19 protein-coding genes are annotated in these 21,413 nt (G+C 74.0%); 8 read left to right on the forward strand and 11 right to left on the reverse strand.

Annotation, left to right across the window (positions count from 1 at the left end; translation table 11 throughout):
• Positions 1-30 precede the first annotated feature (30 nt).
• Entirely contained in the window at positions 31-954 is a 924-nt protein-coding gene (locus tag K4S16_RS28730; protein WP_149262176.1) for a carbohydrate kinase family protein, read from the reverse strand.
• Positions 955-1,120: 166 nt separating this feature from the next.
• Here K4S16_RS28730 and K4S16_RS28735 point away from each other — a divergent pair, with 166 nt between their 5' ends.
• The 4 genes from K4S16_RS28735 to K4S16_RS28755 all read left to right on the forward strand — a co-directional run bounded on the left by K4S16_RS28735 (position 1,121) and on the right by K4S16_RS28755 (position 6,633).
• Positions 1,121-3,559, forward strand: coding sequence for a GNAT family N-acetyltransferase (locus tag K4S16_RS28735; RefSeq protein WP_149262177.1), 2,439 nt, complete (start codon positions 1,121-1,123; stop codon positions 3,557-3,559).
• Between the two features lie 425 nt (positions 3,560-3,984).
• Positions 3,985-4,566, forward strand: coding sequence for a DUF5998 family protein (locus K4S16_RS28745; protein WP_149262178.1), 582 nt, complete (start codon positions 3,985-3,987; stop codon positions 4,564-4,566).
• A gap of 5 nt (positions 4,567-4,571) precedes the next feature.
• The gene (locus K4S16_RS28750; protein ID WP_235037128.1) at positions 4,572-5,729 is read left to right on the forward strand and encodes an alkaline phosphatase family protein; all 1,158 of its coding nucleotides are present in this window, start codon (positions 4,572-4,574) and stop codon (positions 5,727-5,729) included.
• Positions 5,730-5,802: 73 nt separating this feature from the next.
• Positions 5,803-6,633 carry a sulfurtransferase gene (locus K4S16_RS28755; protein WP_235037129.1) on the forward strand — a complete coding sequence of 277 codons (831 nt, stop codon included), beginning with the start codon at positions 5,803-5,805 and terminating at the stop codon, positions 6,631-6,633.
• Between the two features lie 19 nt (positions 6,634-6,652).
• On the opposite strand, the gene K4S16_RS28760 is transcribed toward K4S16_RS28755, so the two are convergent.
• The 4 genes from K4S16_RS28760 to K4S16_RS28775 are packed head-to-tail and all read right to left on the reverse strand — an operon-like array spanning position 6,653 to position 11,372.
• A complete protein-coding gene (locus K4S16_RS28760; RefSeq protein ID WP_235037130.1) occupies positions 6,653-9,169 on the reverse strand; it encodes a CHAT domain-containing protein in 2,517 nt (838 codons plus the stop codon).
• Positions 9,166-9,612 (reverse strand): hypothetical protein, encoded by a 447-nt coding sequence (locus K4S16_RS44530; protein WP_160161065.1) that lies wholly within the window; start codon positions 9,610-9,612, stop codon positions 9,166-9,168. The genes K4S16_RS28760 and K4S16_RS44530 overlap by 4 nt, the downstream gene beginning before the upstream one ends.
• A complete protein-coding gene (locus K4S16_RS28770; RefSeq protein WP_149262180.1) occupies positions 9,609-10,148 on the reverse strand; it encodes an RNA polymerase sigma factor in 540 nt (179 codons plus the stop codon). Before K4S16_RS28770 ends, K4S16_RS44530 begins: the two co-directional genes overlap by 4 nt.
• A 33-nt stretch (positions 10,149-10,181) precedes the next feature.
• Positions 10,182-11,372 carry a S8/S53 family peptidase gene (locus tag K4S16_RS28775; protein WP_149262181.1) on the reverse strand — a complete coding sequence of 397 codons (1,191 nt, stop codon included), beginning with the start codon at positions 11,370-11,372 and terminating at the stop codon, positions 10,182-10,184.
• 566 nt (positions 11,373-11,938) lie between these two features.
• Here K4S16_RS28775 and K4S16_RS28780 point away from each other — a divergent pair.
• The 4 genes from K4S16_RS28780 (at position 11,939) to K4S16_RS28795 (ending at position 15,290) form a co-directional block, all read left to right on the forward strand.
• The gene (locus tag K4S16_RS28780) at positions 11,939-12,301 is read left to right on the forward strand and encodes a hypothetical protein (RefSeq protein WP_149262182.1); all 363 of its coding nucleotides are present in this window, start codon (positions 11,939-11,941) and stop codon (positions 12,299-12,301) included.
• Between the two features lie 368 nt (positions 12,302-12,669).
• Entirely contained in the window at positions 12,670-13,164 is a 495-nt protein-coding gene (locus K4S16_RS28785) for a DUF3145 domain-containing protein (protein WP_149262183.1), read from the forward strand.
• Positions 13,165-13,321: 157 nt separating this feature from the next.
• Positions 13,322-14,149, forward strand: a complete 828-nt coding sequence (locus K4S16_RS28790; RefSeq protein WP_149262184.1) for an alpha/beta fold hydrolase — start codon at positions 13,322-13,324, stop codon at positions 14,147-14,149.
• Positions 14,133-15,290 carry a SpoIIE family protein phosphatase gene (locus K4S16_RS28795; protein ID WP_149262185.1) on the forward strand — a complete coding sequence of 386 codons (1,158 nt, stop codon included), beginning with the start codon at positions 14,133-14,135 and terminating at the stop codon, positions 15,288-15,290. Before K4S16_RS28790 ends, K4S16_RS28795 begins: the two co-directional genes overlap by 17 nt.
• Before the next feature lie 76 nt (positions 15,291-15,366).
• Here K4S16_RS28795 and K4S16_RS28800 read toward each other — a convergent pair whose 3' ends face one another.
• The 6 genes from K4S16_RS28800 to K4S16_RS28825 form a co-directional block, all read right to left on the reverse strand.
• Complete coding sequence (locus K4S16_RS28800) at positions 15,367-16,674, reverse strand: beta-ketoacyl synthase (protein WP_149262186.1); 1,308 nt, start codon at positions 16,672-16,674, stop codon at positions 15,367-15,369.
• Between the two features lie 79 nt (positions 16,675-16,753).
• On the reverse strand, positions 16,754-17,005 hold the full coding sequence (locus K4S16_RS28805) for an acyl carrier protein (RefSeq protein ID WP_141583250.1): 252 nt from the start codon (positions 17,003-17,005) through the stop codon (positions 16,754-16,756).
• Positions 17,006-17,061: 56 nt separating this feature from the next.
• Positions 17,062-18,027, reverse strand: a complete 966-nt coding sequence (locus K4S16_RS28810; RefSeq protein WP_149262187.1) for a beta-ketoacyl-ACP synthase III — start codon at positions 18,025-18,027, stop codon at positions 17,062-17,064.
• A complete protein-coding gene (locus tag K4S16_RS28815; RefSeq protein ID WP_149262188.1) occupies positions 18,024-18,953 on the reverse strand; it encodes an ACP S-malonyltransferase in 930 nt (309 codons plus the stop codon). The genes K4S16_RS28810 and K4S16_RS28815 overlap by 4 nt, the downstream gene beginning before the upstream one ends.
• Before the next feature lie 138 nt (positions 18,954-19,091).
• Positions 19,092-20,222 carry a helix-turn-helix domain-containing protein gene (locus K4S16_RS28820; protein WP_149262416.1) on the reverse strand — a complete coding sequence of 377 codons (1,131 nt, stop codon included), beginning with the start codon at positions 20,220-20,222 and terminating at the stop codon, positions 19,092-19,094.
• Positions 20,223-20,336: 114 nt separating this feature from the next.
• Entirely contained in the window at positions 20,337-21,365 is a 1,029-nt protein-coding gene (locus K4S16_RS28825; protein WP_149262189.1) for an alpha/beta hydrolase, read from the reverse strand.
• Positions 21,366-21,413 lie beyond the last annotated feature (48 nt).

The following is a 21,413-nucleotide window of genomic DNA, read 5'->3' on the forward strand; positions in this document are numbered from 1 at the left end:
GCGCTGCTCACCCGAGCGACCGGGCCGCCGCTACTTGATCTGGTTGTCGACCACGTCGAGGGTGGGGCGGGCGCCCAGGTGCTGCATGGCGCGGGCGGCCAGGCGGCAGCCCGCGGTGAGCGCGTCGGCCGGCTGCTTGCCGTCCAGCCAGGGCGGGAGGAACCCGGCGACGAACGCGTCACCGGCGCCGGTGCCGTCGACGATCTTCTCGACGGGCTCCGCCGCGACGGTGACCGGCTCGGGGCGGCCGTTGGTGTACCAGAGGGCGCCGTCGGCGCCGCTCTTGATGACGACCTGGGGGTACCAGGCGGTCAGCACCTTGGCGGCCTGCTCCGGGGTGTCGCGGCCGGTGAGGATCTCGGCCTCCTTGGCGTTGACGACCAGGAGGCGGGCGCCCTGCGTCCACTCCAGGAAGGGCTCGGCGCCCATCCGCTTGAGCGGGGAGGACGAGCCGCCGTCCACGGAGACCGACATCTGCGCCTTGCGGGCGATGTCGAGGGTGTGGATGGCCGCCTTGCGGGAGCCCTCGTTGATCAGGGAGTACCCCGACAGGTGCAGGTGGGTGCCCTGGGAGAACAGGTCCTTGCAGCGCTCGATGTCCTCCGGGAGGAGGGCGGCGTTGGCGCCGGGGTCCGACAGCATCGTCCGGTCGCCCTTGTGGGTGACCATGACCACGCAGGTGCCGGTGGGACGCTCCTGGTCCATGACGAGGCGGGCGTCGACGCCGTAGCCCATCAACTCCATGTCCCGGTTACGGCCCGCGATGTCGGAGCCGCGGCGGCCGACGAAGGCGGCGTCGGTCCCCTCCACGGCAAGCCATGCGGCCACGTTGGCGCCGGAGCCGCCACCGTGGGTCGTCACGGCGGCGGGCGTGTCGCTCCCCTTCGCAAGGGGATACGCGGCACGAGCCACGGTGTCTGTCATAAGATCGCCGACCACGACCACGCGCGTCATGGAGTCATCACCTCGATCAACACGGCCCGCGCGAGCGGCATTCAGGGCGTGTGCTCGACCGTAACAGCTCTCGAGCCCCGATTAGGTCTCGAACGCGCAGCGAAACCGAGGAAGCCCGTTTTTCTTCGCGAGGGCCGTGACGCATCCGTGCCTTACCCTCGGGTACGTGACCGAGCGTTACCCGGACCAGTGGGAGGCCGACGTCGTCCTCAGCGACGGCGGGACGGCCCATCTGCGTCCCATCCGGCCCGAGGACGCCGAGCTCCTGCGCACGTTCCACGCGCGGCTGTCCCCGGAGTCGATCTATTACCGGTTCTTCTCCCCGCGCCCCCACCTGTCGGACCGCGATGTCGAGCACTTCACGACCGTCGACTACGACCGGCGCGTCGCGCTGATCGCCACGATCGCCGAGGAGATGGTGGCGGTCGTCCGCTACGACAGCCTGGCCGACCGGCCCGAGACGGCGGAGGTGGCGTTCCTCGTGGAGGACGCGCACCAGGGCCGCGGGCTCGGTGCCGTGCTGCTGGAGCACATCGCCGCGGCGGCGCGGGAGCGGGGCGTGCGCCGGTTCGTGGCGAGCGTCCTGCCCGACAACCGCCGGATGACCGGGGTGTTCCGGGAGGCGGGGTACCAGGCGGAGCAGCGCTTCGAGGAGGGCGTGATCGAGCTCGTGCTCGACCTGGAGCCGACCGACACCTCGCTGGAGGTCATGACGGCGCGCGAGCACCGGGCCGAGTCGCGGTCGATCCAGCGGCTGCTGTTCCCGCGGTCGGTGGCGGTGATCGGGGCGAGCCGGGCCGAGCACAGCGTGGGGCAGACCGTCCTGCGGAACCTGCTCGCCGGCGACTTCAGCGGACCGGTGTACCCGGTGCATCCGTCGGCGGTCGCGGTGGCCGGGGTCCGCGCGTACGCGTCGGTCCTGGAGATCCCGGACGATGTGGACCTCGCCGTCGTGGCCGTGCGCGCCGACGCCGTCCACGAGGTCGTGGAGGAGTGCGCAGGCAAGGGTGTGCGCGGGCTGGTCGTCGTGTCGTCCGGCTTCGGCGAGGTAGGGGAAGAGGGACGCGCCGCCCAGGAGCAACTGGTGCGGCTTGCGCGCGCCTACGGGATGCGGGTCGTCGGCCCCAACTGCCTGGGCATCGCCAACACCGACACCGACGTGCGGCTGAACGCGACCCTGGCGCCGACCATGCCGGGACGCGGCCCGGTGGGGTTCTTCTCCCAGTCCGGCGCGCTGGGCATCGCCATCTTGCAGCGGACGGCCGAACGCGGTCTCGGGCTGTCCACGTTCGTCTCGGCGGGGAACCGGGCGGACGTCTCCGGCAACGACCTCATGCAGTACTGGGAGGAGGACCCGGCGACCAGGGCCGTCCTGCTCTACCTGGAGTCGCTGGGCAACCCCCGCAAGTTCGCGCGGCTGGCGCGCAGGCTCGGCCGCCGCAAGCCGATCGTGGCGGTGAAGAGCGGCCGCAGCACGCAGGGCGTCCCGATCGGGCACGCGGCGCGGGCGCTCACCCTGCCCGACCACGCGGTCAGCGCGCTGTTCGAGCAGGCCGGCGTGATCCGGGTGGAGGACCTCGCGGAGCTGTTCGACGTGGCGCAGGTGCTGGCCTACCAGCCGCTCCCGGCCGGCGACCGCATCGCGATCATCGACAACTCCAACTCGCTGGGCCTGCTGGCGCAGGACGAGGCCGTCGCGCTCGGCCTGGAGGTCCGGCCCCGCATCGACCTCGGCCCGAGCGCCGACGCCGACGACTACGAGGCCGCCCTCGCCGGGGCGCTGGACGACGACTCGGTCGACGCGGTCGTGGCGCTGTTCACGCCCCCGACGATCGGCGGCTTCGACGTCCGCGTCCCCGAGAAGATCCTCCGGCTGGCCGCCGAGGGCAGGAAGCCGATCGTGGCGACCTACCTCGGCACCGAGGGCATGCCGGCCGAACTGCGCGTCATCGGCCCGGACGGGATGGCCGCGGAAGGCTCCGTGCCGTCCTACGCCTCGCCCGAAGACGCCGTCAGGGCGCTCGCGTACGTGATCCGGTACGCGCAGTGGCGGCAGCGTCCACACGGCCGCATGCCGGTGTTCGAGGACGTGGACCGCGCCAGGGCGCGGGAGCTGGTCGCGGGGTGGCTGGGCGACGGAGGCCCCGTCGAGGTCGACCCGGAGCAGGCGGTGGAGCTGCTGGCCTGCTACGGCATCGGGCTCGCCGGCGGCACGGACGGGGTCGCGACCCGCATCGTGGTCCGGGAGGACCCCTCGTTCGGCGCGCTGGTCTCGTTCGGGATCGCCGACGAGACCGCCGAGCTGCTGGAGGACCGCGCCTACCGCCTGTCGCCGCTCGCGGACGCGGAGGCGGCCGAGATGATCCGCGCGATCCGCACCGCGCCGCTGCTGCTCGGGCACCGCGGCGCCGATCCGGTGAACCTCGGGGCCCTGGAGGAGCTGCTGCTGCGCGCGTCCCGCCTCGGCTACGACCTTCCCGAGGTGGCGCGGCTGGAGCTGAACCCCGTCATGGTCGGCGCGTCCGGCGTCGCGGTGCGCGCGGTCAGGCTGACGCTGGGACGCCCCCTCGGGCCGCGTCCCGAACTGGAGCCGCGCCACCTCTGACCCGGGTCGGGCCGCCGTCTCACCCCGGGGGCGGGGGAGGGCTGGGCTGCGGCGTCGGCGGGACGGGATCCGGCTCGGGCCCCGGCGGGATCGGCTCGGGAGGCGGCGCGGGCGGCACCGGCTCCGGTGCCGGGCCGGGCGGGGTGGGCTCCGGCGGCGGTCCGGGCGGCACGGGCTCGGGCGAAGGGCCTGGCGGGACGGGGCCGGGGGGCTGCGGCGCGGGCCCCGGCGTGGGGCCGGGCGGAGGCTCGGGCGGCACGGGGGGCTGCGGGGGCGGAGCCGGGTCCGGCGTGGGCGGGGGCACCGGCGGCGGGGTCGGCAGTGGATGCTCGTCCATGCCCACCCCCTACCCCGCGCGGGGACATATGACCGTGTGCCGTGCCGGTCATGTGCGCGTCCGGCCCCGGACAGGGCAGGATGGGGCCATGAGGGAAACCCGAGCGACCGTCAGTGGTCTGCGCACGGCGATCGAGCGCAGCGGATATTACCCCGCCCTGGTCGCGGACGCGGTCGAGTCGGCCGTGGGGGACGAGCGCGTCGTCGCCTACGTCGTCCACCACGAGGCGACCTTCGACCCGGCGATGGAGGTGCGGCGGCACGTGACCGTGCTCGTGCTGTCGGCGAGCCGGCTGCTGGTGTGCCACACCGACGAGCACCCGCCCGGCGAGGGCATGACCCGGCCGCACGCGTCCACCACGACCGAGGCCGTCAAGCTGGAGCGCGTCCAGTCGGTGGCGGTGACGCGGGTGGTCCCCGACCCGGCCTCCTACGTGCCCGGGGTGCCGCCCACCGAGGTGGTGCTGACCATCGGCTGGGGCGCCATCGCCCACATCGACCTCGAACCCGCGACGTGCGGCGACGAGAACTGCGAGGCCGACCACGGCTACACCGGCAGCGTCACCGCCGACGACCTGTCGCTGCGGGTCAGCGAGGCCGCCGACGGCGCGGACGCCGTGAGCCAGGTGCTGGCGTTCGCCGAGGAACTGTCCGCCGCGACCGCCAAGTGAGCGGGGTGCCCGCCGGAGGGGGCGGCGAGCCCCGCCAAGGCGCGCACATCGCCGCACCGCCCGTCCCGCGTTATGGAGAGGGCGCACTGGCCGACCTGCCGATTTCCGCGCTGGCCGCGCTGGGCGTCCCGGACGCGCCCAACGCCCTCGGGCTGCCCGCCGTGCCGCGCGTCTGCGTGCTGCTGGTCGACGGCCTCGGCTGGGAGCAGCTGAAGGCCCACCCCGCCGAGGCGCCCTTCCTGAACGCGCTGGAAGGCGGCCCGATCACCGCCGGGTTCCCGGCGACGACCGTCAGCAGCCTCGGCTCGCTGGCGACCGGCGCGCCGCCCGGTGAGCACGGCCTGCTCGGCGTGCAGGTCGCGGTCCCCGGCACCGGCCGGCTGCTGAACCTCCTGCGCTGGGGGGACGACACCGTCGACCCTGAGACGTTCCAGCCGGTCCCGACCGTCTACGACCGGGCGGCGGCGGACGGCGTCGAGGTGGCGTACGTGTCGAACCCCCTGTACCGGAAGTCGAGCCTCAGCCGCGCCACCGCGCGCGGCGCCGACTACGTGGGGGCCGCCGGCCTCGGCCAGCTCGTCGGACGCGCCGAGCTGGCCCTGCGCCGCGGCGACCGCTCCTACGTCACCGTCTACCACGCCGACCTCGACGCGACCGGCCACCGGTTCGGCGTCGGATCGGCCGACTGGCGGCACCAGCTGCGGTTCGTCGACCTCCTCGCGCAGGAGATCGCGTCCGTGCTGCCGCCGGGGTCGTCCCTGCACGTGACCGCCGACCACGGCATGGTCGACCCGGGCGAGCGGATCGACGCCGACACCGTCCCTGAGCTGGGTGAGGGCGTCGCCCTGCTCGGCGGGGACGCCCGCGCCCGCTACGTCTACAGCGAGCCGGGCGCCCACGACGACGTGCTCGCAGCCTGGACGGCCGTGCTGGGCGACCGGGCATGGGTCGTCAGCAGCGAGCAGGCGGCGGAGAACGGATGGTTCGGCCGGATCGGCCCCGGGATGCTGGAACGCGTCGGCGACGTGATCGCCGTCCCGCACGCCGACCTCGCGATCACCGCGTCCGAGCGGGAGCCCTGGCTGGACCGGATGGTCGGCATGCACGGCTCCCTCGTCCCGGCCGAGCAACTGGTGCCGCTGCTCACCGCGTCCCGGCCCTGAGATCCCGTGCGGAGTTGAGATGAACCCGGATTCGCCCCTCCCTAATCGGGGCAACGACGGCCAAACTGGCGATGTGCACCCTCTCATCGAAGTGCCCGCGCTGGACCGGCTGCTCCGAGGACAGGCGAACGTGGTCCTGCTGGACGTCCGATGGCATCTGGCCGGACCGCCGGGGATCGAGTCCTACCGCAAGGGGCACCTGCCGGGCGCCGTGTTCGTCGACCTCGACCGCGACGTGGCCGGGCCGCCCGGCCCCGGCGGGCGCCACCCCCTGCCGGACCCCGCCGCCTTCGAGGCCGCGATGCGCCGCGCCGGCGTCTCGGCCGACAGCCTGGTCGTGGTCTACGACGACGCCGACTCCACGGCGGCCGCCCGGGTCTGGTGGTCGCTGCGCTACTTCGGGCACGAGCGGGTCCGCGTCCTGGACGGCGGGTACCGCGCCTGGGCGGAGGCCGGCCACGCGGTGAGCACCGCCGAGCCCGAGGTCAAGCCGGGCGACTTCACCGCCGACCCCGGCCGCCTGCCCGTGCTGGACGCCGAGGGGGCCGCGGAACTGGCCCGGGCCGGGGTGCTGCTGGACGCCCGCGCCGCCGAGCGCTACCGCGGCGAGCAGGAGCCGGTCGACCCCGTCGCCGGGCACATCCCGGGCGCCCGGAACGCCCCCACGTCCAGCAACGTCGGCGTCGACGGCCGGTTCCTGCCGCCCGAACTGCTGCGCGAGCGGTTCGCCCAGCTCGGCGCCACCGACGCCCTCGACGTCGGCGCCTACTGCGGCTCGGGCGTCACCGCCGCGCACGAGATCCTCGCCCTCCACCTCGCCGGCATCCCGGCCGCCCTCTACGTGGGGTCCTGGTCGAACTGGGTGACAGACCCCGGCAACCCGGTCGCCACCGGCGACGGCTGACCCGCGCTCCGGGCCCGTCTCAGCCGGCGCCCATGGCCAGGAAACCGGCGGTGGCCGGGGTCCGCGGGATGGCGGCCAGCGCCCGGGAGGGGGCCAGGCCGTCAGCCAGGGCCGAGTGGAAGGCGGTCATGAAGGCGGGGGTCGCATCGTCGCGGACGGGCAGGACGCTGGCGATGACGGTGGCGGTGCCGAGTGCGAGGAGGGCGCCGGCCATGCCGAGGACGGCGTCGCCCTCGTCGGCGCGGCCGATGTCGCACGCGGACAGGACGATCAGGTGCGGCGGATCGGTCAGCTCGTCCAGGTCGTGGACCATGAGCGGGCCGTCGGCCAGGCGCAGGCGCGAGAACAGGGCGTTGCCCTGGTGGAACTCGCCGTGGGCGGCGATGTGGGCGAGGGCGGCCCCTTCCAGGGCGTCGCGGACGGGTTCGGCGCGGGCGTCGGGGCCGTCCAGCACCACGGCGTCGGGGTGGAGGCGACGGAGGGCCGCGATCTCACGGTCGGCGTGCAGGAGGTCGGGGCCCGCCACGAGGACGGCATGCCCGTCGGAGGGAGCGCGCGTGCAGGCATGGAGCCAGGCACGTGCGGACGGCACGATCGTGACCGGGCGTCCGGCCAGGGACGGGAGGGCCGCCCAGGGCAGCCCGTGCAGCGCGCCCGTCGGAGCGATCACCAGTTCGCGGTCGCCCAGGACGGCGTGAAGCGGATCGAGCAGGAGACGGTCGAGGCGTTCCGCCGCACCCGTGAGGGCGGACGGCTCCGGCCGGCGGCCGTCCTCGGCGAGGCGGCGGGCGGCGAAGCGGAGCAGGACGGTCTCGCGCAGCGCCTCCTCCTGCGCGCCGAGGCGGTGCCGGCGGAGGCGGCCGCCCGCGACGGTGACGGCGTGCAGCTCGCCGCCGATCGCGATCAGCTCGACAAGGGCGCGGTCGCCGAGCGCGGCCGCCACCGCGCCTGCCGTGGCCGGGCGCCCCGGGGACGCGCCGGACGGGCGGCGGCGCGTCCGTTCGCGGATCCTGTCCTCCAGCTCGGCCAGGTCCGCAGGCGGGGCGGACGGGGCTCCGCCGCGGGCCGTGTCGGCGGTGCGGTCGACGCTGAGGGCGCGCAGCGCCGTCAGCGCCGCGGCGCGCTCGGGGTCCTTGGGCGGGCGGACGCGGACGGGCCGCGCGATGGCCCGCCGCCGCTCCTCCACGGCGAGCAGCTCCCGAGCCGACCCGGACAGGCGGAGGCCGAGCTCCGCCAGCTCCGCGGCCAGGCCCGCCGCACGGGCGCGCAGGTCGAGCGCGTCCAGGACCTCCGCGTGCTCCTCGGTGACCTCCAGCCCGGCGCGCACCGCCGCGAGCGCGCCCCTGCGGGCGTCCCGGGAGGAGCGTTCGAGGGCTATCGCGTGCCAGGCGGCGATCCGGGCCGAGGCCGGGCCGCACGTCCGCCGGACGGAGGCCAGGAGATGGCCTGCCGGGCGGCCCAGGGACAGCGCCACGCGCGCGGCGATGATGCGGGCCTCGTCGGCGGCGTCCGCCCAGCCGGCGCCCTCCAGCCGTTCTGCCGCCGCCGTGGCGGAGCGGAGCAGGACGGGCGAGCGTTCCCCGGACGCCCACCGGACCTTGAGCAGTACGTGCTCGGCCAGGAGCGCCCACCCGGTGCGGTTCTGCTGGGCGAACGTCGTGCGGGCCCGCTCGGCCGCCACGGTGGCCTGTTCGGGGTTCCCGTCGGCCAGTTCGGCGTGGGCGAGGAGCAGGTAGCCGTCCGCGATGTCACATCCGTAGCCGTTCGTTGTGGCGGCCTCCAAGGCGGCGGTGAGGACGGGACGCGCCTCCCCTGGCAGACCGGCCATGATGAGGGTCTCCGCCTGGTCGAACCGGCATTGCGCGAGGCGCTCACCGGTCAGGCCCGGTTCGGCCTCTGCGAAGAGGCGAAGCGCGCGCGGGACGTCCCCACGCCGCGACACCGTGAACGCCAGGTTCCCCTTCGCCATGGCCGTCTGATGGCGTAACCCGGCGGCTTCCCCTACGGCCACGGCTTCGGCCAGAGCCTCCTCCGCGCCGTCGTAGTCGCCGCGGAACGCCCGTGCCAGGCCGAGGTTGGTGAGCAGGCCGTTGAGCGCGGCGGGGTCGTGCCCTTCACGCAACCGGGGCAGGGCCTGCACGGCGACCTCGTGTGCCTCCTCCAGACGTCCGGCCCGCGCGAGAGCGCCCGCCGTGTTCGCGGCCAGGCGGTCGGCGTCGGGACCGTGCAGGACGGACGCCGCCCGGCGAGCGTGGGCGAGCGCCTCGGTGACCTCACCGCGCGCCGTGAGCAGCCCGACGAGGTTCATCCGCACCTGCGCCGCCGCATACGGATCAGACCCGGACGCCAGTTCCAGGGCGCGTTGGAGGAACGCGACCCCCTCGTCCAGCCGCCCCAGTTCCTTGGCGGCCAGGCCGGCCACGCGCAGCGGCAGGATCCCGCCGCCGTCCTCCAGCAGCGCGAGCGCGCGGGTGAAGGCGGTCGCGGGGGCCTCGGCCGCCATCCGCAGCAGGGCGCGCTCGTCGCGCCCGGTCACAGCCGGATCCAGCTCGTGACGATCGACGTCCCGTCGTCCAGCCGCAGGATCAGGCTCACCAGCCCGGACGGGACGCGCGGCAGCCAGAACATGCCGGCCGGGTCCGTGCGCGCCGTGGCCCCGCCCGGCGGCAGGTCGCGGTGGCGGACCTCGACGAGCGCCGGGGCGGCCGGGTCCAGCCGCCCGTGGACCTCCCGGTACCGGCCGTCCGGGGACACCTCGATCTCGACCGTCGCGGCGGGGCAGGTGAACGTCAGGGTCCGGGTCCGGCCGCCGCGCACCCCGGCCGGCTGCCCGTCCTGGTCCTGCGCCAGCTCCGCCAGCCGCGCGGACGGCGCCCGCCACGCGATCGACGCGCGGGCCGCGGCGAGGACGGCCGGCGGCACGGGGTCGAGGACCTCGAACGTCTCGCGGATCCCCGCCATCAGCTCTTCGTCGTTCACGGGACGAGCCTCCGCAGCGACTCCAGGCAGCGCGCCCGCGTGGGGCCGACGCTGCCGACGGGGATGCCGAGGGCGGCGGCCAGCTCGGCGTGGCTCGGCGCGAGCGCGAACAGCCGCAGCAGCGTCCGGCAGCGCAGCGGCAGCCGCTCCAGCGCCGCGCCGACCAGGCCGAGCCGCTCGCGCGCCGCGACCACCCGGTCGGGCTCGGGTTCCGCCGCGCGCGGCGCGGGCACCGGCGGAAGCGGGCGGCCGCGCCGGCGCGCCAGCCGCAGGCTCTCGTTCCGCGCGGTCGTGGCCAGCCAGCACGCCGCGGCGGCCGGCTCGCGCAGCTCCCCGATGCGCTCAACCAGCCGCAGCCATGTCGTCTGCACGGCGTCGCCCGCGTCCGCGTCGTTCAAGCCGTACGAGCGGGCGATCGACCACAGCAGCCCGCTGTGCCGCTCGACCAGCCGGGCCCACGCGTCCCCGTCGCCGTCGCGTGCCCGGACCACCAGCTCGTCCGTGTCGTCCCTATGGGCATCGTCCCTATGGGCCACCGAAGTCTCCTACCGAGGCCCCCTGCTCCACTTTCACCCTAAGGCATCGACCGATGACGCAGTGTGGACTTCGGTGCCGAGACCCGGAAGAACCGGGTGCCGCGCGGGATCCAGGACGTGGTCGGCCGCCTCGGGCGCGCCGATGCCCTCCTCCGCCGCGACGGCGGCGATCCGGCCCGCCACGACCGGCGTCGCGAAGGACGTCCCGCTCCATGTCGCGAAGCCCTCGAACCGGTCGGGATCGGACCCGTTCACCGCGGCGCGGGGGCCGTCGAACCGGACGAAGGCGCTGGCCAGGCCGACGCCCTGCGCGCACGCGTCCACCCACCAGCCGTGGTTGGAGAACCAGGCCCGGTCGTCGCCGTCCAGGGCGCCGACCCCGATGACCGGCTTCATCGCGGCGGGCCAGAACGGGCGGTCCGTCGCCGCGTTCCCCGCGCACGCCGCGACGACCGTGCGGCGGCCGAGCGCGGCGATCGCCTGGGACAGCACAGGTGAGGGCCGGTCGTCGTAGGTGTGGCAGCCGAGCGAGATGTTGACGACGTCGGCGCGGCCCCGGGCGGCGAGCCACTCCAGCGCCCGGATCACTTCCAGTTCGTCGCCGACCCCGTCGCCGCCGATGACGCGGCGGGCCCGCAGCACGGCGGACGGCGCCTGCGACAGGACGACGCCCGCGATGAACGTCCCGTGCCCGGCCTGCGCGTCCAGCCTGAAGTCGAGATCGGCGTCCAGGACCTCCGCCACCTCGTCCCGCTGCTCGCGGAACCACTCCTCGTCCTCGTACCAGGGGTGCGGCGCCAGGCCGGTGTCCAGGATCGCGACCGTCACGTCCCGCCGGACGGGGACGCGCCTCGGCGCGGGCAGGGGAGCGGCGGGCCGGGGCAGGTCCGCGGGGCCGCTCCACCACATCGGCTGGCCGAGGACGAGGTGGTTCGGCGACACGCTCAGCCTGCGGTGCCGCCGGTCGGCGCCGCCGAGCACGGACGCCAGCTCGCACACGTCCACCTTCGCGGGGGCGCGCAGCCGCAGCCGCGCGACGCCGCCCTCGTCGTGGCGCGAGTCGAACCAGCGCCGCACCAGCGCCTCGGCCGCGCCGGCGTCCCGCCCGGCGACCAGGATCTCGTCCCGGCGGACCAGCGCCGGCCGCCCCGGCATCGGCTCCACCACGACCGCGTCCGGATGCCGCGCCAGCACCCGGTCCAGCCGCGCCTGCTGATCGAACATCGCCCCTCGCTTCCCCGAACCGGTCCCTCTTGCCCATCGTGCCCGCCTGGTGACTCCTCGTGTCCAGTAAAGGGCCGAAGGTGGCCGAATGTGGCGACATGGGGCTGAGCCTTCAGTGGATTGGGAACTCGGTCGCGCGATTCAGGTCGATGACACGCAAAGCGGGACGTGGATGCCGACTTGGGGCGTATGAGGCCGCAGGGAAGACGATTCCCGGTGAAAATTCAGGAGTCCGGTAAACCGGCGGGAGTTCTCTCGCGTCCAACCAATGCCGCCGTTGGCGAATTCGCCATCCGGCCGGCGGCAGCCTGCGGTCCCCATTCGCCTGACCTGCCTGATCGTCCCGCCAAGGCGGGGCTGCGACCACCTCCGGGGACGGAGGAGCCGCTCGGCCGGGAAGTGGTCGATGGGCTGTCCGATTGTTGCCATCGCGGTAAGAAACGCCAGGTTGCCTGGCGAATTGTCCATGCCGCCATCCGCCCGCGCTCCGGTCGCTGTTGATATTTCTTCGATCATGGTCTTCACTTGAAAGCGCTCTCTATGAACGCCAAAGAAAGGTCACCGAGGTGCGCATCCCCCCGTCGCTCCGTAAAATCGTCATACTCGTACTCCTTTCCGCGGTCGGGTTGGTCGCCCTGCTGCAGATGGCCGTCGGTGTGCCCAAACCGGTCGCCATCCCGATCGCGCTGCTGCTCGTCGGTCTGGCGGTGATGCCGTTCGACGAGCAGTTGGCGCGTGCCGGTCTCGCCATCGGGATCACGCTGGTGCTCGGTGCCGCTTTCATGACGTTCTACGGCGCGGTGAAGGCCTGGGGCGGCTTGGTCGGGACGCTGGTGGGCGTCGGCGTCGTCGCCGCGGCGGTGGGCCTGGCGTTCCTCGTCGTCCGCTACCTGAAGCAGCGGAACGCCGACCCCGCGCCGCCTCGCTGAGAGTCGCGGGGCGCCGAGGGCCCTCCTCGCGCGCAGGCTGACCCGAAGGCGGCCCTGGCGACCAGCGGTGGTCAGGGCCGCCGGAATGATGCCCCTCCGTGCGGAAGCGCAACCGGAACGTGGCCGACGGCGGCTCCGTGACGGGAGTCACCTCCGGGCGCGGGCACGCCGCCGGCCCGTCCGCAATAGTGGATCTTGCCGGAAGTGCCGGGTGAACGATGTGCATCGTGTGTTCAAGCGTTCAACAAACTGCGAACTCCCGGTGGTGCGACTCGGGCCGATGATGCACAATGAGGGACGCGGACGCCGACTTGGGACGTACGAGGCCGTAGGGGAAGACGAGCCTCGGTACAGATCCAGGAGGTCCGGTGACCGCACGTGGCGTTTTTTACGTCCACTCCGCGCCACCTGCGCTGAGCCCGCACATCGAGTGGGCCGCCGCAGGTGTTCTTGGGGTGCCCGTTTCCCTTGAGTGGGCAGATCAGCCGGCCGCGCCCGGAACCCTGCGCGCCGAGCTTCATTGGGAGGGCAGGCCCGGCACCGCCGCGGGCATCACCTCCGCGCTGCGCAACTGGAAACTGGTGCGGTTCGAGGCCACCGAGGATCCGACGCCCGGCACCGACGGCGTCCGCTTCAGCTTCACCCCGTCCCTCGGGGTGTTCACGGGGGTCATCGGCGCCAACGGCGACATCATGATCCCCGAGGACCGGCTCCGCGCGGTGATGGCGAACGCCGCCGTCGGCAAGACCGCCCTGGAGCAGGAGCTCGACCGGCTGCTCGGCACGCCGTGGGACAACGAGCTGGAGCCCTTCCGCAGGGCCGGCGACGGCGCCCCCGTCCGCTGGCTGCACGCCGCCGTCTGAGCCGCCCGGCCGCCGTCCGAACGGCCGGCCGGGCGCCGTCCGCGCGAAGCGTACCCGTCCCGCAACTCGTACGCTCCGCCCGATCGGGAGGCGCCCACGCCCGCGACCGGGCGGCCCGGGAGGTGTGGAGACGGGAGGTCCGGGGCAGGCTGGGGCAATGACCGCATTGACCCGCAACAACGTCCACGACCTGGGCCGACGGTCAGAGCAGCCCCTCCTCTTCGCGCACGGGTTCGGCTGCGACCAGACGATGTGGCGGCTCACCGCGCCCGCCTTCGAGGCCGACCATCGGGTCGTCCTCTTCGACCACGTCGGGATGGGGGACTCGGATCTGGCGGCCTACTCGCCGGACCGGTACGACACCCTGGACGCCTACGCCGAGGACGTCCTGGACATCGTCCACGAACTGGACCTCCGCGACGTGGTCTTCGTCGGGCACTCCGTCAGCGCGATGATCGGGGTGCTGGCGGCCAACCGGGAGCCGGACCGCTTCGCCGGCCTCGTGCTGGTCGGCCCCTCGCCCCGCTACGTCGACGAGGGGGACTACGTCGGCGGGTTCACCGGCGCCGACATCACCGAGCTCCTCGAGTCGCTGGAGAGCAACTATCTCGGCTGGTCCAGCCGGATGGCGCCGCTGATCATGGGGAATCCGGAACGGCCCGAGCTGGGCCGGGAGCTGACCAACTCCTTCTGCCGCACCGACCCCGAGATCATGCGGCAGTTCGCGCGGGTGACCTTCCTGTCCGACAACCGGGCCGACCTGGCCGAACTGAGCGTCCCGGCACTGCTGCTGCAATGCTCGGACGACATCATCGCCCCGGAGGCGGTGGGGGAGTACGTGCACCGCGCCATCCCCGGGAGCGAGCTGGTGAGGATGAAGGCGACCGGGCACTGCCCCAACCTGAGCGCGCCCGAGGAGACGATCGAGGCGATCAGGGATTTCCTGGCGAAGGTTCCGGGTGGCCGCGATGGCCGGCACGGATGACGAACTCGCCCGCCTGCGCACCCTCTACGAGCACGCGCCCTGCGGCTACCTGTCGCTGCGCCCGGACGGCACGATCACCAGGGTCAACCGGACGTTCCTCGACTGGACGGGCCACCGCGCCGAAGACCTGCTCGGCGGCACGCGCTTCCAGGAGCTGCTCCCCATCGGCGACCGCATCTACTACGAGACGCACTTCACGCCGCTGCTGACCATGCAGGGCGAGGTCCGCGAGATCGCCGTCGACCTGAGGTGCGCGGACGGCGAGCGGCTGCCCGTCCTGGTCAACTCGACGCTGCACCCGGAGGAGCCGGGCGGGCCCGCCGCCGTCCTGGTGAGCGTCTTCCAGGCCACCGACCGCCGGGAGTACGAGCGGGAGCTGCTTCACGCCCGCGGCCGTGCGCGGGAGTCGGAGGCGCGCGTCCGGCAGCTCGCTGAGACCCTGCAGCGCAGCTTCATCCCACCCGCGCTGCCGCCCGTGCCCTGCCTGGAGGTGGGCGACGCCTACCGCCCGGCGGGGGCCGGCGACGAGGTGGGAGGAGACTTCTACGACGTGTTCGAGGTCTCTCCCGGCCGGTGGGGGCTGGTGCTGGGGGACGTGTGCGGCAAGGGGGTCGAGGCCGCGGTGGTGACGAGCCTGGCGCGGCACACGGTGCGGGCGGTCGCCGCGGAGGCCGACTCGCCCGCCGGCGTCCTCCGCAGGCTGAACTCGTCCCTGCTGCGCCCCGGCGCGGAGCGGTTCTGCACCGCCGTCTACGCCGGCATCGAGCGCGGTCCGGGCGGCGGGCCGCTCCTGACCGTCTCGCTCGGCGGGCATCCGGCGCCGCTTCTCGGCACCGCCGCGGGCGAGGTGCGGTCCATCGGCCGGACCGGCGACCTGCTCGGCGTGTTCGAGGACGTGGCGCTCGCCGACGAGGCCGTGGAGCTGCGGTCCGGCGACGTCGTCCTCTTCTTCACCGACGGCGTCAGCGAGGCCCGCCGGGGCCGGGAGCTGTTCGGCGAGGAACGGCTCGCCGACCTGCTGTCCGAGGTGCGGGCCCTCGATGCCGACGGCATCACCGCCCGCATCGCCGACCGCGTCCTGGACTTCCAGGACGGCGTGCCGCGCGACGACATCGCGCTCGTCACCCTCAAGGTCCCCTGAACGAACGAGCGCGGCCGGACGAGCGCACGCGAACGACCCGGCGGGAACCCCCGGCCGGGCCGCTCGACGAGACGGATCAGAGAGCGCGCTGGAAGGCGACCGACACGTTGTGGCCGCCGAATCCGAACGAGTTGTTGAGCGCCGCGGCCGGTCCGTCCGGGAGCTTGCGGGGCTCGTCGCGGGCGATGTCGAGGTCGACCTCGTCGTCGATGTCCTCCAGGTTCGCCACGAAGGGGACGAGCCCCTCCTTGAGCGCGAGCACGGTGAAGATCGACTCGAGCGCGCCGGCGCCGCCGAGCAGGTGCCCGGTCATCGACTTGGTCGCGGTGATGACCACCTGGCGGGCGGCCTCCTCGCCGAGCCCCGCCTTGATGGAGGCGAGCTCCGCGACGTCGCCCGCGGGGGTGGAGGTGGCGTGCGCGTTGATGTGGACGAGGTCGGTCGGCTCCAGGCCCGCGTCCTTGAGGGCCCGCTGCATCGCCTTCGCCTGCCCCGAGCCGGACGGGTCGGGCAGCACGATGTCGTAGGCGTCGCCGGAGTAGCCGCAGCCGGCCGCGAAGCCGTGGACGGTCGCGCCGCGGGCGCGGGCGTGCTCCTCCGACTCCAGGATCATCACGGCGGCGCCCTCGCCGAGCACGAACCCGTCGCGGTTCTTGTCGTAGGGCCGGGACGCGCGCTCCGGCTCCTCGTTGCGGGTCGACATCGCGCGCATCGCCCCGAACGAGGCCATCTGCAGGGGGTGTATGCACGACTCGGTCCCGCCGCAGATCACCACGTCGGCGCGGCCCGCGCGGATCATGTCGATGGCGTACCCGACGGCCTCGCCGCTGGACGCGCAGGCGCTGACCAGGGCGTGCGAGCCGGCCATCGCGCCGAACTCGATGCCGACGTGCCCGGAGGCGCCGTTCGGCATCAGCATCGGGACGGTGAAGGGCGAGACCCGCGACCAGCCCTTCTCCCGGAAGACGTCATAGCTGTTCAGGGCGGTGTGCAGGCCGCCGATGCCGCTGGACAGCACCACGCCGAGGCGCTCGCCGTCCACGGTGAAGCCGCCCTCGACGCCGGGGCGCTCCATGCCCTTCTGCGGCTTGCCGCCCGTCGGCGCGGCGAACCCGGCGCTCGTCCAGGCCTCGCGCGCGGCGATCAGCGCGATCGCCTGGTTGCGGTCGAGCCGGCGCAGGTTCTGCTTCGGCATCACCTCGGACGGGTCGACCTTCAGCGTCGCGGCGAACCGGACCGGCAGGTCCTCGACGCCCTCCCAGTCCAGCTTGCGGATACCGGACTCGCCGGCGAGCAGGGCGGACCAGGTCGACGGCAGGTCGCCGCCGAGTGGGGTCGTTGCACCGAGACCGGTCACGACGACCCTGGTCTGGCTCTTGCTCATATTGGGTGCTCCTTGCGGACTGTGAGGGGAGGAGGGCAGGGCGCGCCGCCTCCCGGGTGGCGGCGCGCCCTCCCGCGGCTCAGCTCTGCAGGTTCTGGACGAAGTTGATGACGTCCTTGACCGTCTTCAGGTTGCGCAGTTCGTCGTCGGGGATCTCGACGCCGAACTTGTCCTGGGCGGCCACCGCGATCTCGACCATCGACAGCGAGTCGATGTCGAGGTCGTCGATGAAGTTCTTCTCCGGGGTGACCTCGGACTTGTCGATGCCGACGATCTCGTCGATGATCTCGGCGAGGCCGTCCAGGATCTGCTGTTCGGTGGCGACTGCCATGGTTCTGCGTTCTCCTTCGGTGGGTTGGTCCAGAGCCTGCGTTCAGGCGTGACGGCCTACGGGATCTGGATGACTTGGGCAGCGTAGGACAGTCCGGCGCCGAACCCGACCAGCAGGGCCGGGGCGCCGGACGGCACGTCGCCGCGTTCGATCATTCGGGACAGGGCCAGCGGGATCGAGGCGCCCGAGGTGTTGCCGGACTGCACGATGTCGTCGGCCACGACGGCGTTGGAGGCCTTCACCTTGCGGGCGATCGCCTCGATGATCCGCAGGTTGGCCTGGTGCGGGACGACCGCCGCGAGCTCCTCGGGCTTCACCCCGGCCCGCTCGCACGCCTGGAGGGCGATGGGCGCGATGGCGCTGGTGGCCCAGCGGAACACCGCCTGCCCCTCCTGCCGGATGAACGAGTTGCGGTCGTCAATGATGATCTTGTCGTACTTGTCGCCGGCGCTGCCCCACACGACCGGGCCGATGCCGGGGGTCTCGCTCGGCGCGACGACCGCCGCGCCCGCCCCGTCGGCGAAGATGATGCAGGTGGAGCGGTCGGTCCAGTCCACCCACTGGGACATCTTCTCCGCGCCGATCACCAGCACGTTGCGGGCGCTGCCGGCCCGGACGGCGGCGCTGGCGGTGCCGAGCGCGTAGCAGAAGCCGGCGCACGCGGCGTTGAGGTCGAAGGCGCCGGGCGCCTCGATGCCGAGGCGGTGCGCGACCTGCGCGGCGTGGCCCGGCATCGGCGTCTCCGCCGAGCAGGTCGCGAGGATCACGAGGTCGATGTCGGAGGGGGCGAGGCCGCTGCCCGCGAGCGCCTTGCCCGCGGCGTGCACGCCGAGTTCGACGATGCCCTCGTCGTCTCCGGCGATGCGCCGCTCGGAGATGCCGACGCGGCTGCGGATCCACTCGTCGTTGGTGTCGACGGTCTCGGCGAGCTCGTCGTTGGTGACGATGCGGGCGGGGCGGTAGTCGCCGAACGCCAGGACGCGGGCGCCGGGCGCCGCCTCGGGGATGGTGAGGGCGGTCATGACGCGTCCGCCTTGATCAGCTCGCGGGCCTTGTCCAGGTCGGCGGGGGTCTTGAGGGCGACCAGCTCGACGCCCTTCAGCTCGCGCCGGGCGAGCCCGGTGAGCGTCCCGGCGGGCGGCAGCTCGATGATCCCGGTGACGCCGAGCTCGCGCATGGTCGCCATGCACGAGTCCCAGCGGACGGGGGCGCTGACCTGCTCGACGAGCCGGGCGACGAACTCGCGGCCGTCGTCGACCACGGCGCCGTCGCGGTTCTGGAGCAGCTTCGCCCGCGGGTCCTCGACGGGGACGCCGGGCGCCAGCCGGCGCAGGACGCCGACGGCGGGCTCCATGTGCTCGGTGTGGAACGCGCCCGCGACCGACAGCGACCGCAGCCGCGCCTTGGCGGGCGGCTCCTCGGCGAACCGCGCGAGCCGCTCGGTGGTCCCGGCGGCGACGACCTGGCCGGCGCCGTTGACGTTGGCGGGGGTGAGCCCGTGCTTGTCGATCGCGGCGAGGACCTCGTCGGCATCGCCGCCGAGCACGGCCGTCATGCCGGTCTCGGTGACCGCGGCGGCCTCGGCCATCGCCCGGCCCCGCTCCCGGACCAGGACCAGCGCGGCCTCGGGGGTCAGCACCCCGGCGATCGCGGCGGCGGCCAGCTCGCCGACGCTGTGCCCGGCGACGGCGTCCGGCCCCGGCTTGCCGGCCGGGGCGTCCTCGTAGAGCACCTCGCAGGCGGCGATCGCGGCGGCGACGAGCAGCGGCTGTGCGACCGCGGTGTCACGGATCTCCTCGGCGTCCGCGACCGTCCCGTAGCGGACCAGGTCGAGACCCGTGACCGCCGACCACCACGCGAGCCGGTCGGCGACTCCGGGTATCTCTAGCCATGGCTGCAGGAAGCCGGGGGTCTGGGCGCCCTGGCCGGGCGATGCGAGGAGTATCACAGCGTCCAGCCTGCCGTCATGTGGTCGCGCCCACGATGCCGATCACGACGAACTTTGGTCTTGGCGCTTTGTACGACCCCTACAAGGAACCCTGGTGAGCGCCTGTAAGCACCGGCCAACGCGCCGGTGCGACGCCGGTCACTGCCCCTGGCCCCTGGAGGCGCGGGAGTGGAAGCGGCCGAGGACGAGGGCGATGCGGAGCGTGAAGGCGTTGCGGCCGTCGGTGGGGGCGAGGCCGGTCAGCTCGCTGACCCGCCGCAGCCGGTAGCGGACGGTGTTGGGGTGGACGAACAGGAGCCGGGCGGTGGCCTCCAGGGAGGAGCCCTGCTCGAGGTAGGTGGTGAGCGTGTCGAGGAGCGGGGCGCCGGCGGCGAGCATCGGGTTGTAGACGCTCTCCACCAGGTAGCGGCGCGCCTCGTCGTCGCCGTCGAGGGCGCGCTCGGGCAGGAGCTCCGAGGCGAGGACGGGACGGGGCGCGTCCGGCCATCCGGCGGCGGCGCGCAGGCCCGCGACGGCGGCCCGGGCGGAGCTCGTGGACTCGTAGAGGTCGGCGACCTGCGGGCCGACGACGACCGGGCCCGGCCCGCACTTGGCGGCGATCGGGCGGGCGGCCTCCATGGGGTCGGTGTCGCCGCCGACGATCACGACGACCCGGTGCCCCTGGACGCCGGCGAGCACGTCGGCGCGGGCGCGGCGCGCGGCGAGCTGCATCTGGTCGATGGTGACCTCGGGCTCCTCGTCCTCCGGGGTGAAGCCCGCGATGACGGTGACGGGCTTGGAGGTCCAGCCGAGCGCGGCGGCCCAGGAGTGCATGCCGTCGTCGACCTCGTCGCGCAGCACCGCGTTGACGACGAGGGCCTCCAGGCGGGCGTCCCAGGCGGCGCGCGTCTCGGCGGCGCGGGCGTAGACCTGGGCGGCGCCGAACGCCACGTCGCGGGTGTAGCGCAGGATGGCCTCGCGCAGCTGGGCCTCGCCACCGGGCGCGGCCAGCTCGGCGAGCCGGGTCTCCACCACGTCGATGATGACGCGGATCATGTCGATGGTGTGCTGGAGCTTGATGGAGCGCAGCAGCTCGCGCGGCGCGGTGCCGAACACCTCACCGGCGATGGCCGGGCGGCTCCGCTCGTTGCTCTTGAACCACTCCACGAACGCGGCGATGCCGGCCTGCGCGACGAGCCCGATCCAGGAGCGCTGGTCGGCGGGCATGCGGCGGAACCAGGGGAGCTGCTCCTCCATGCTGCTCAGCGCCGCGGTGCCGAAGGTCCCCATCGCCTTCTCCAGGCGCTGGGTGGTCTGCTCGCGGATCTCGGCGTCGTTCGCGGTGTTCACCACCCCAGGGTGCCACCACACCCGCGGTGTCCTGGCCGGAAGTGAGCAAACGGGTCAGCCGCGGGTCACCTCGGAGGCGTGCCCGAGCGCGATGCCGGTGAGGTTGCGCAGGGACGCGGAGCCGGGTGCGAGGTAGTCGCTGTGGCCGCCGCCCCCGGCGTCGAAGACCCGCGCGCCGAAGCCGCGGGAGACCGGGTCGGGGCCGAGCCCCAGCCCGAAGATCCGCACGTGCGGGACGTCCTCCATCCAGTCGGTCGCGCCCCGCCCGGCCCAGACGCGGGCCGTCCCGCCGAACCTGGACGCCGACCAGGCGGTCGTTCCCGGGCTGCCGTAGAGGGCGATGTCGGTGACCTGCTTCCAGGCGGCGCTGTTGGAGCCGTCCAACGCGGCCCGTCCGCAGACCACGGATCCGTAGCTGTGGCAGAGGAGGCCCACGCTCGCGCGGGGGTTGACCTGGTGGACGCCCTTCATGAACTTGCGGAGCTGGACGGCGCCTTCGGTGGCCCGGTCGCTGGTGAGGACGTCGCCGCTGAACGTCTTGGGGGCCGCGTAGCCGAGCCAGGCGACGACCGCCAGCCCGGGTTCCGGCGATGCGGCGCGGGCCTGCACGTAGACGGCGCGGGCGCCCCCGCCCGGCGTCGACCACGGCTTGCCGCCCCGCTTGTCGAACGAGGACAGCGTGGTGTCGGCGCCCGGGACGAGCACCGCGACGCGCTGCGCCCGGGTGAGGTCGCCGATCACCTCGATGGCCCGGCCCCGGCCGCGCGGGTCGAAGTACAGGAAGTGGCGTCCGGGCTGGAGGAACCCTCCGAGCGCCTTCTGCCGCGGGGCGTCGCCGACCTTCTCCGCCGTCTTGAGGGCCTTCTCGATGGAGCCGCGCTCGGCCGCGTACCGGACGTCCAGCGTCGAGGGGGCCATCTTGGGGACCGCGACGGGGGCCGCGTAGGGGTCGGCGTGGCCCGTCCCCGCGGTGGTCAGCATCACCACTCCGATGGAGGCGGCGGCGGCCGTGGCCCGCCGGAGCCGGCGGGCGTGCCGTCGCCCGGGGCGCGGCGAGGTCGTCGTCGTGAGGTGCGGCGGCATCGTCGCCTTTCTACCATCGAAGATCGGTGCGGGTTCGGCTCACCCCCT

The sequence above is a fragment of the Actinomadura sp. K4S16 genome (genome assembly GCF_008327685.1).
In the GTDB taxonomy this organism is placed as follows: domain Bacteria; phylum Actinomycetota; class Actinomycetes; order Streptosporangiales; family Streptosporangiaceae; genus Spirillospora.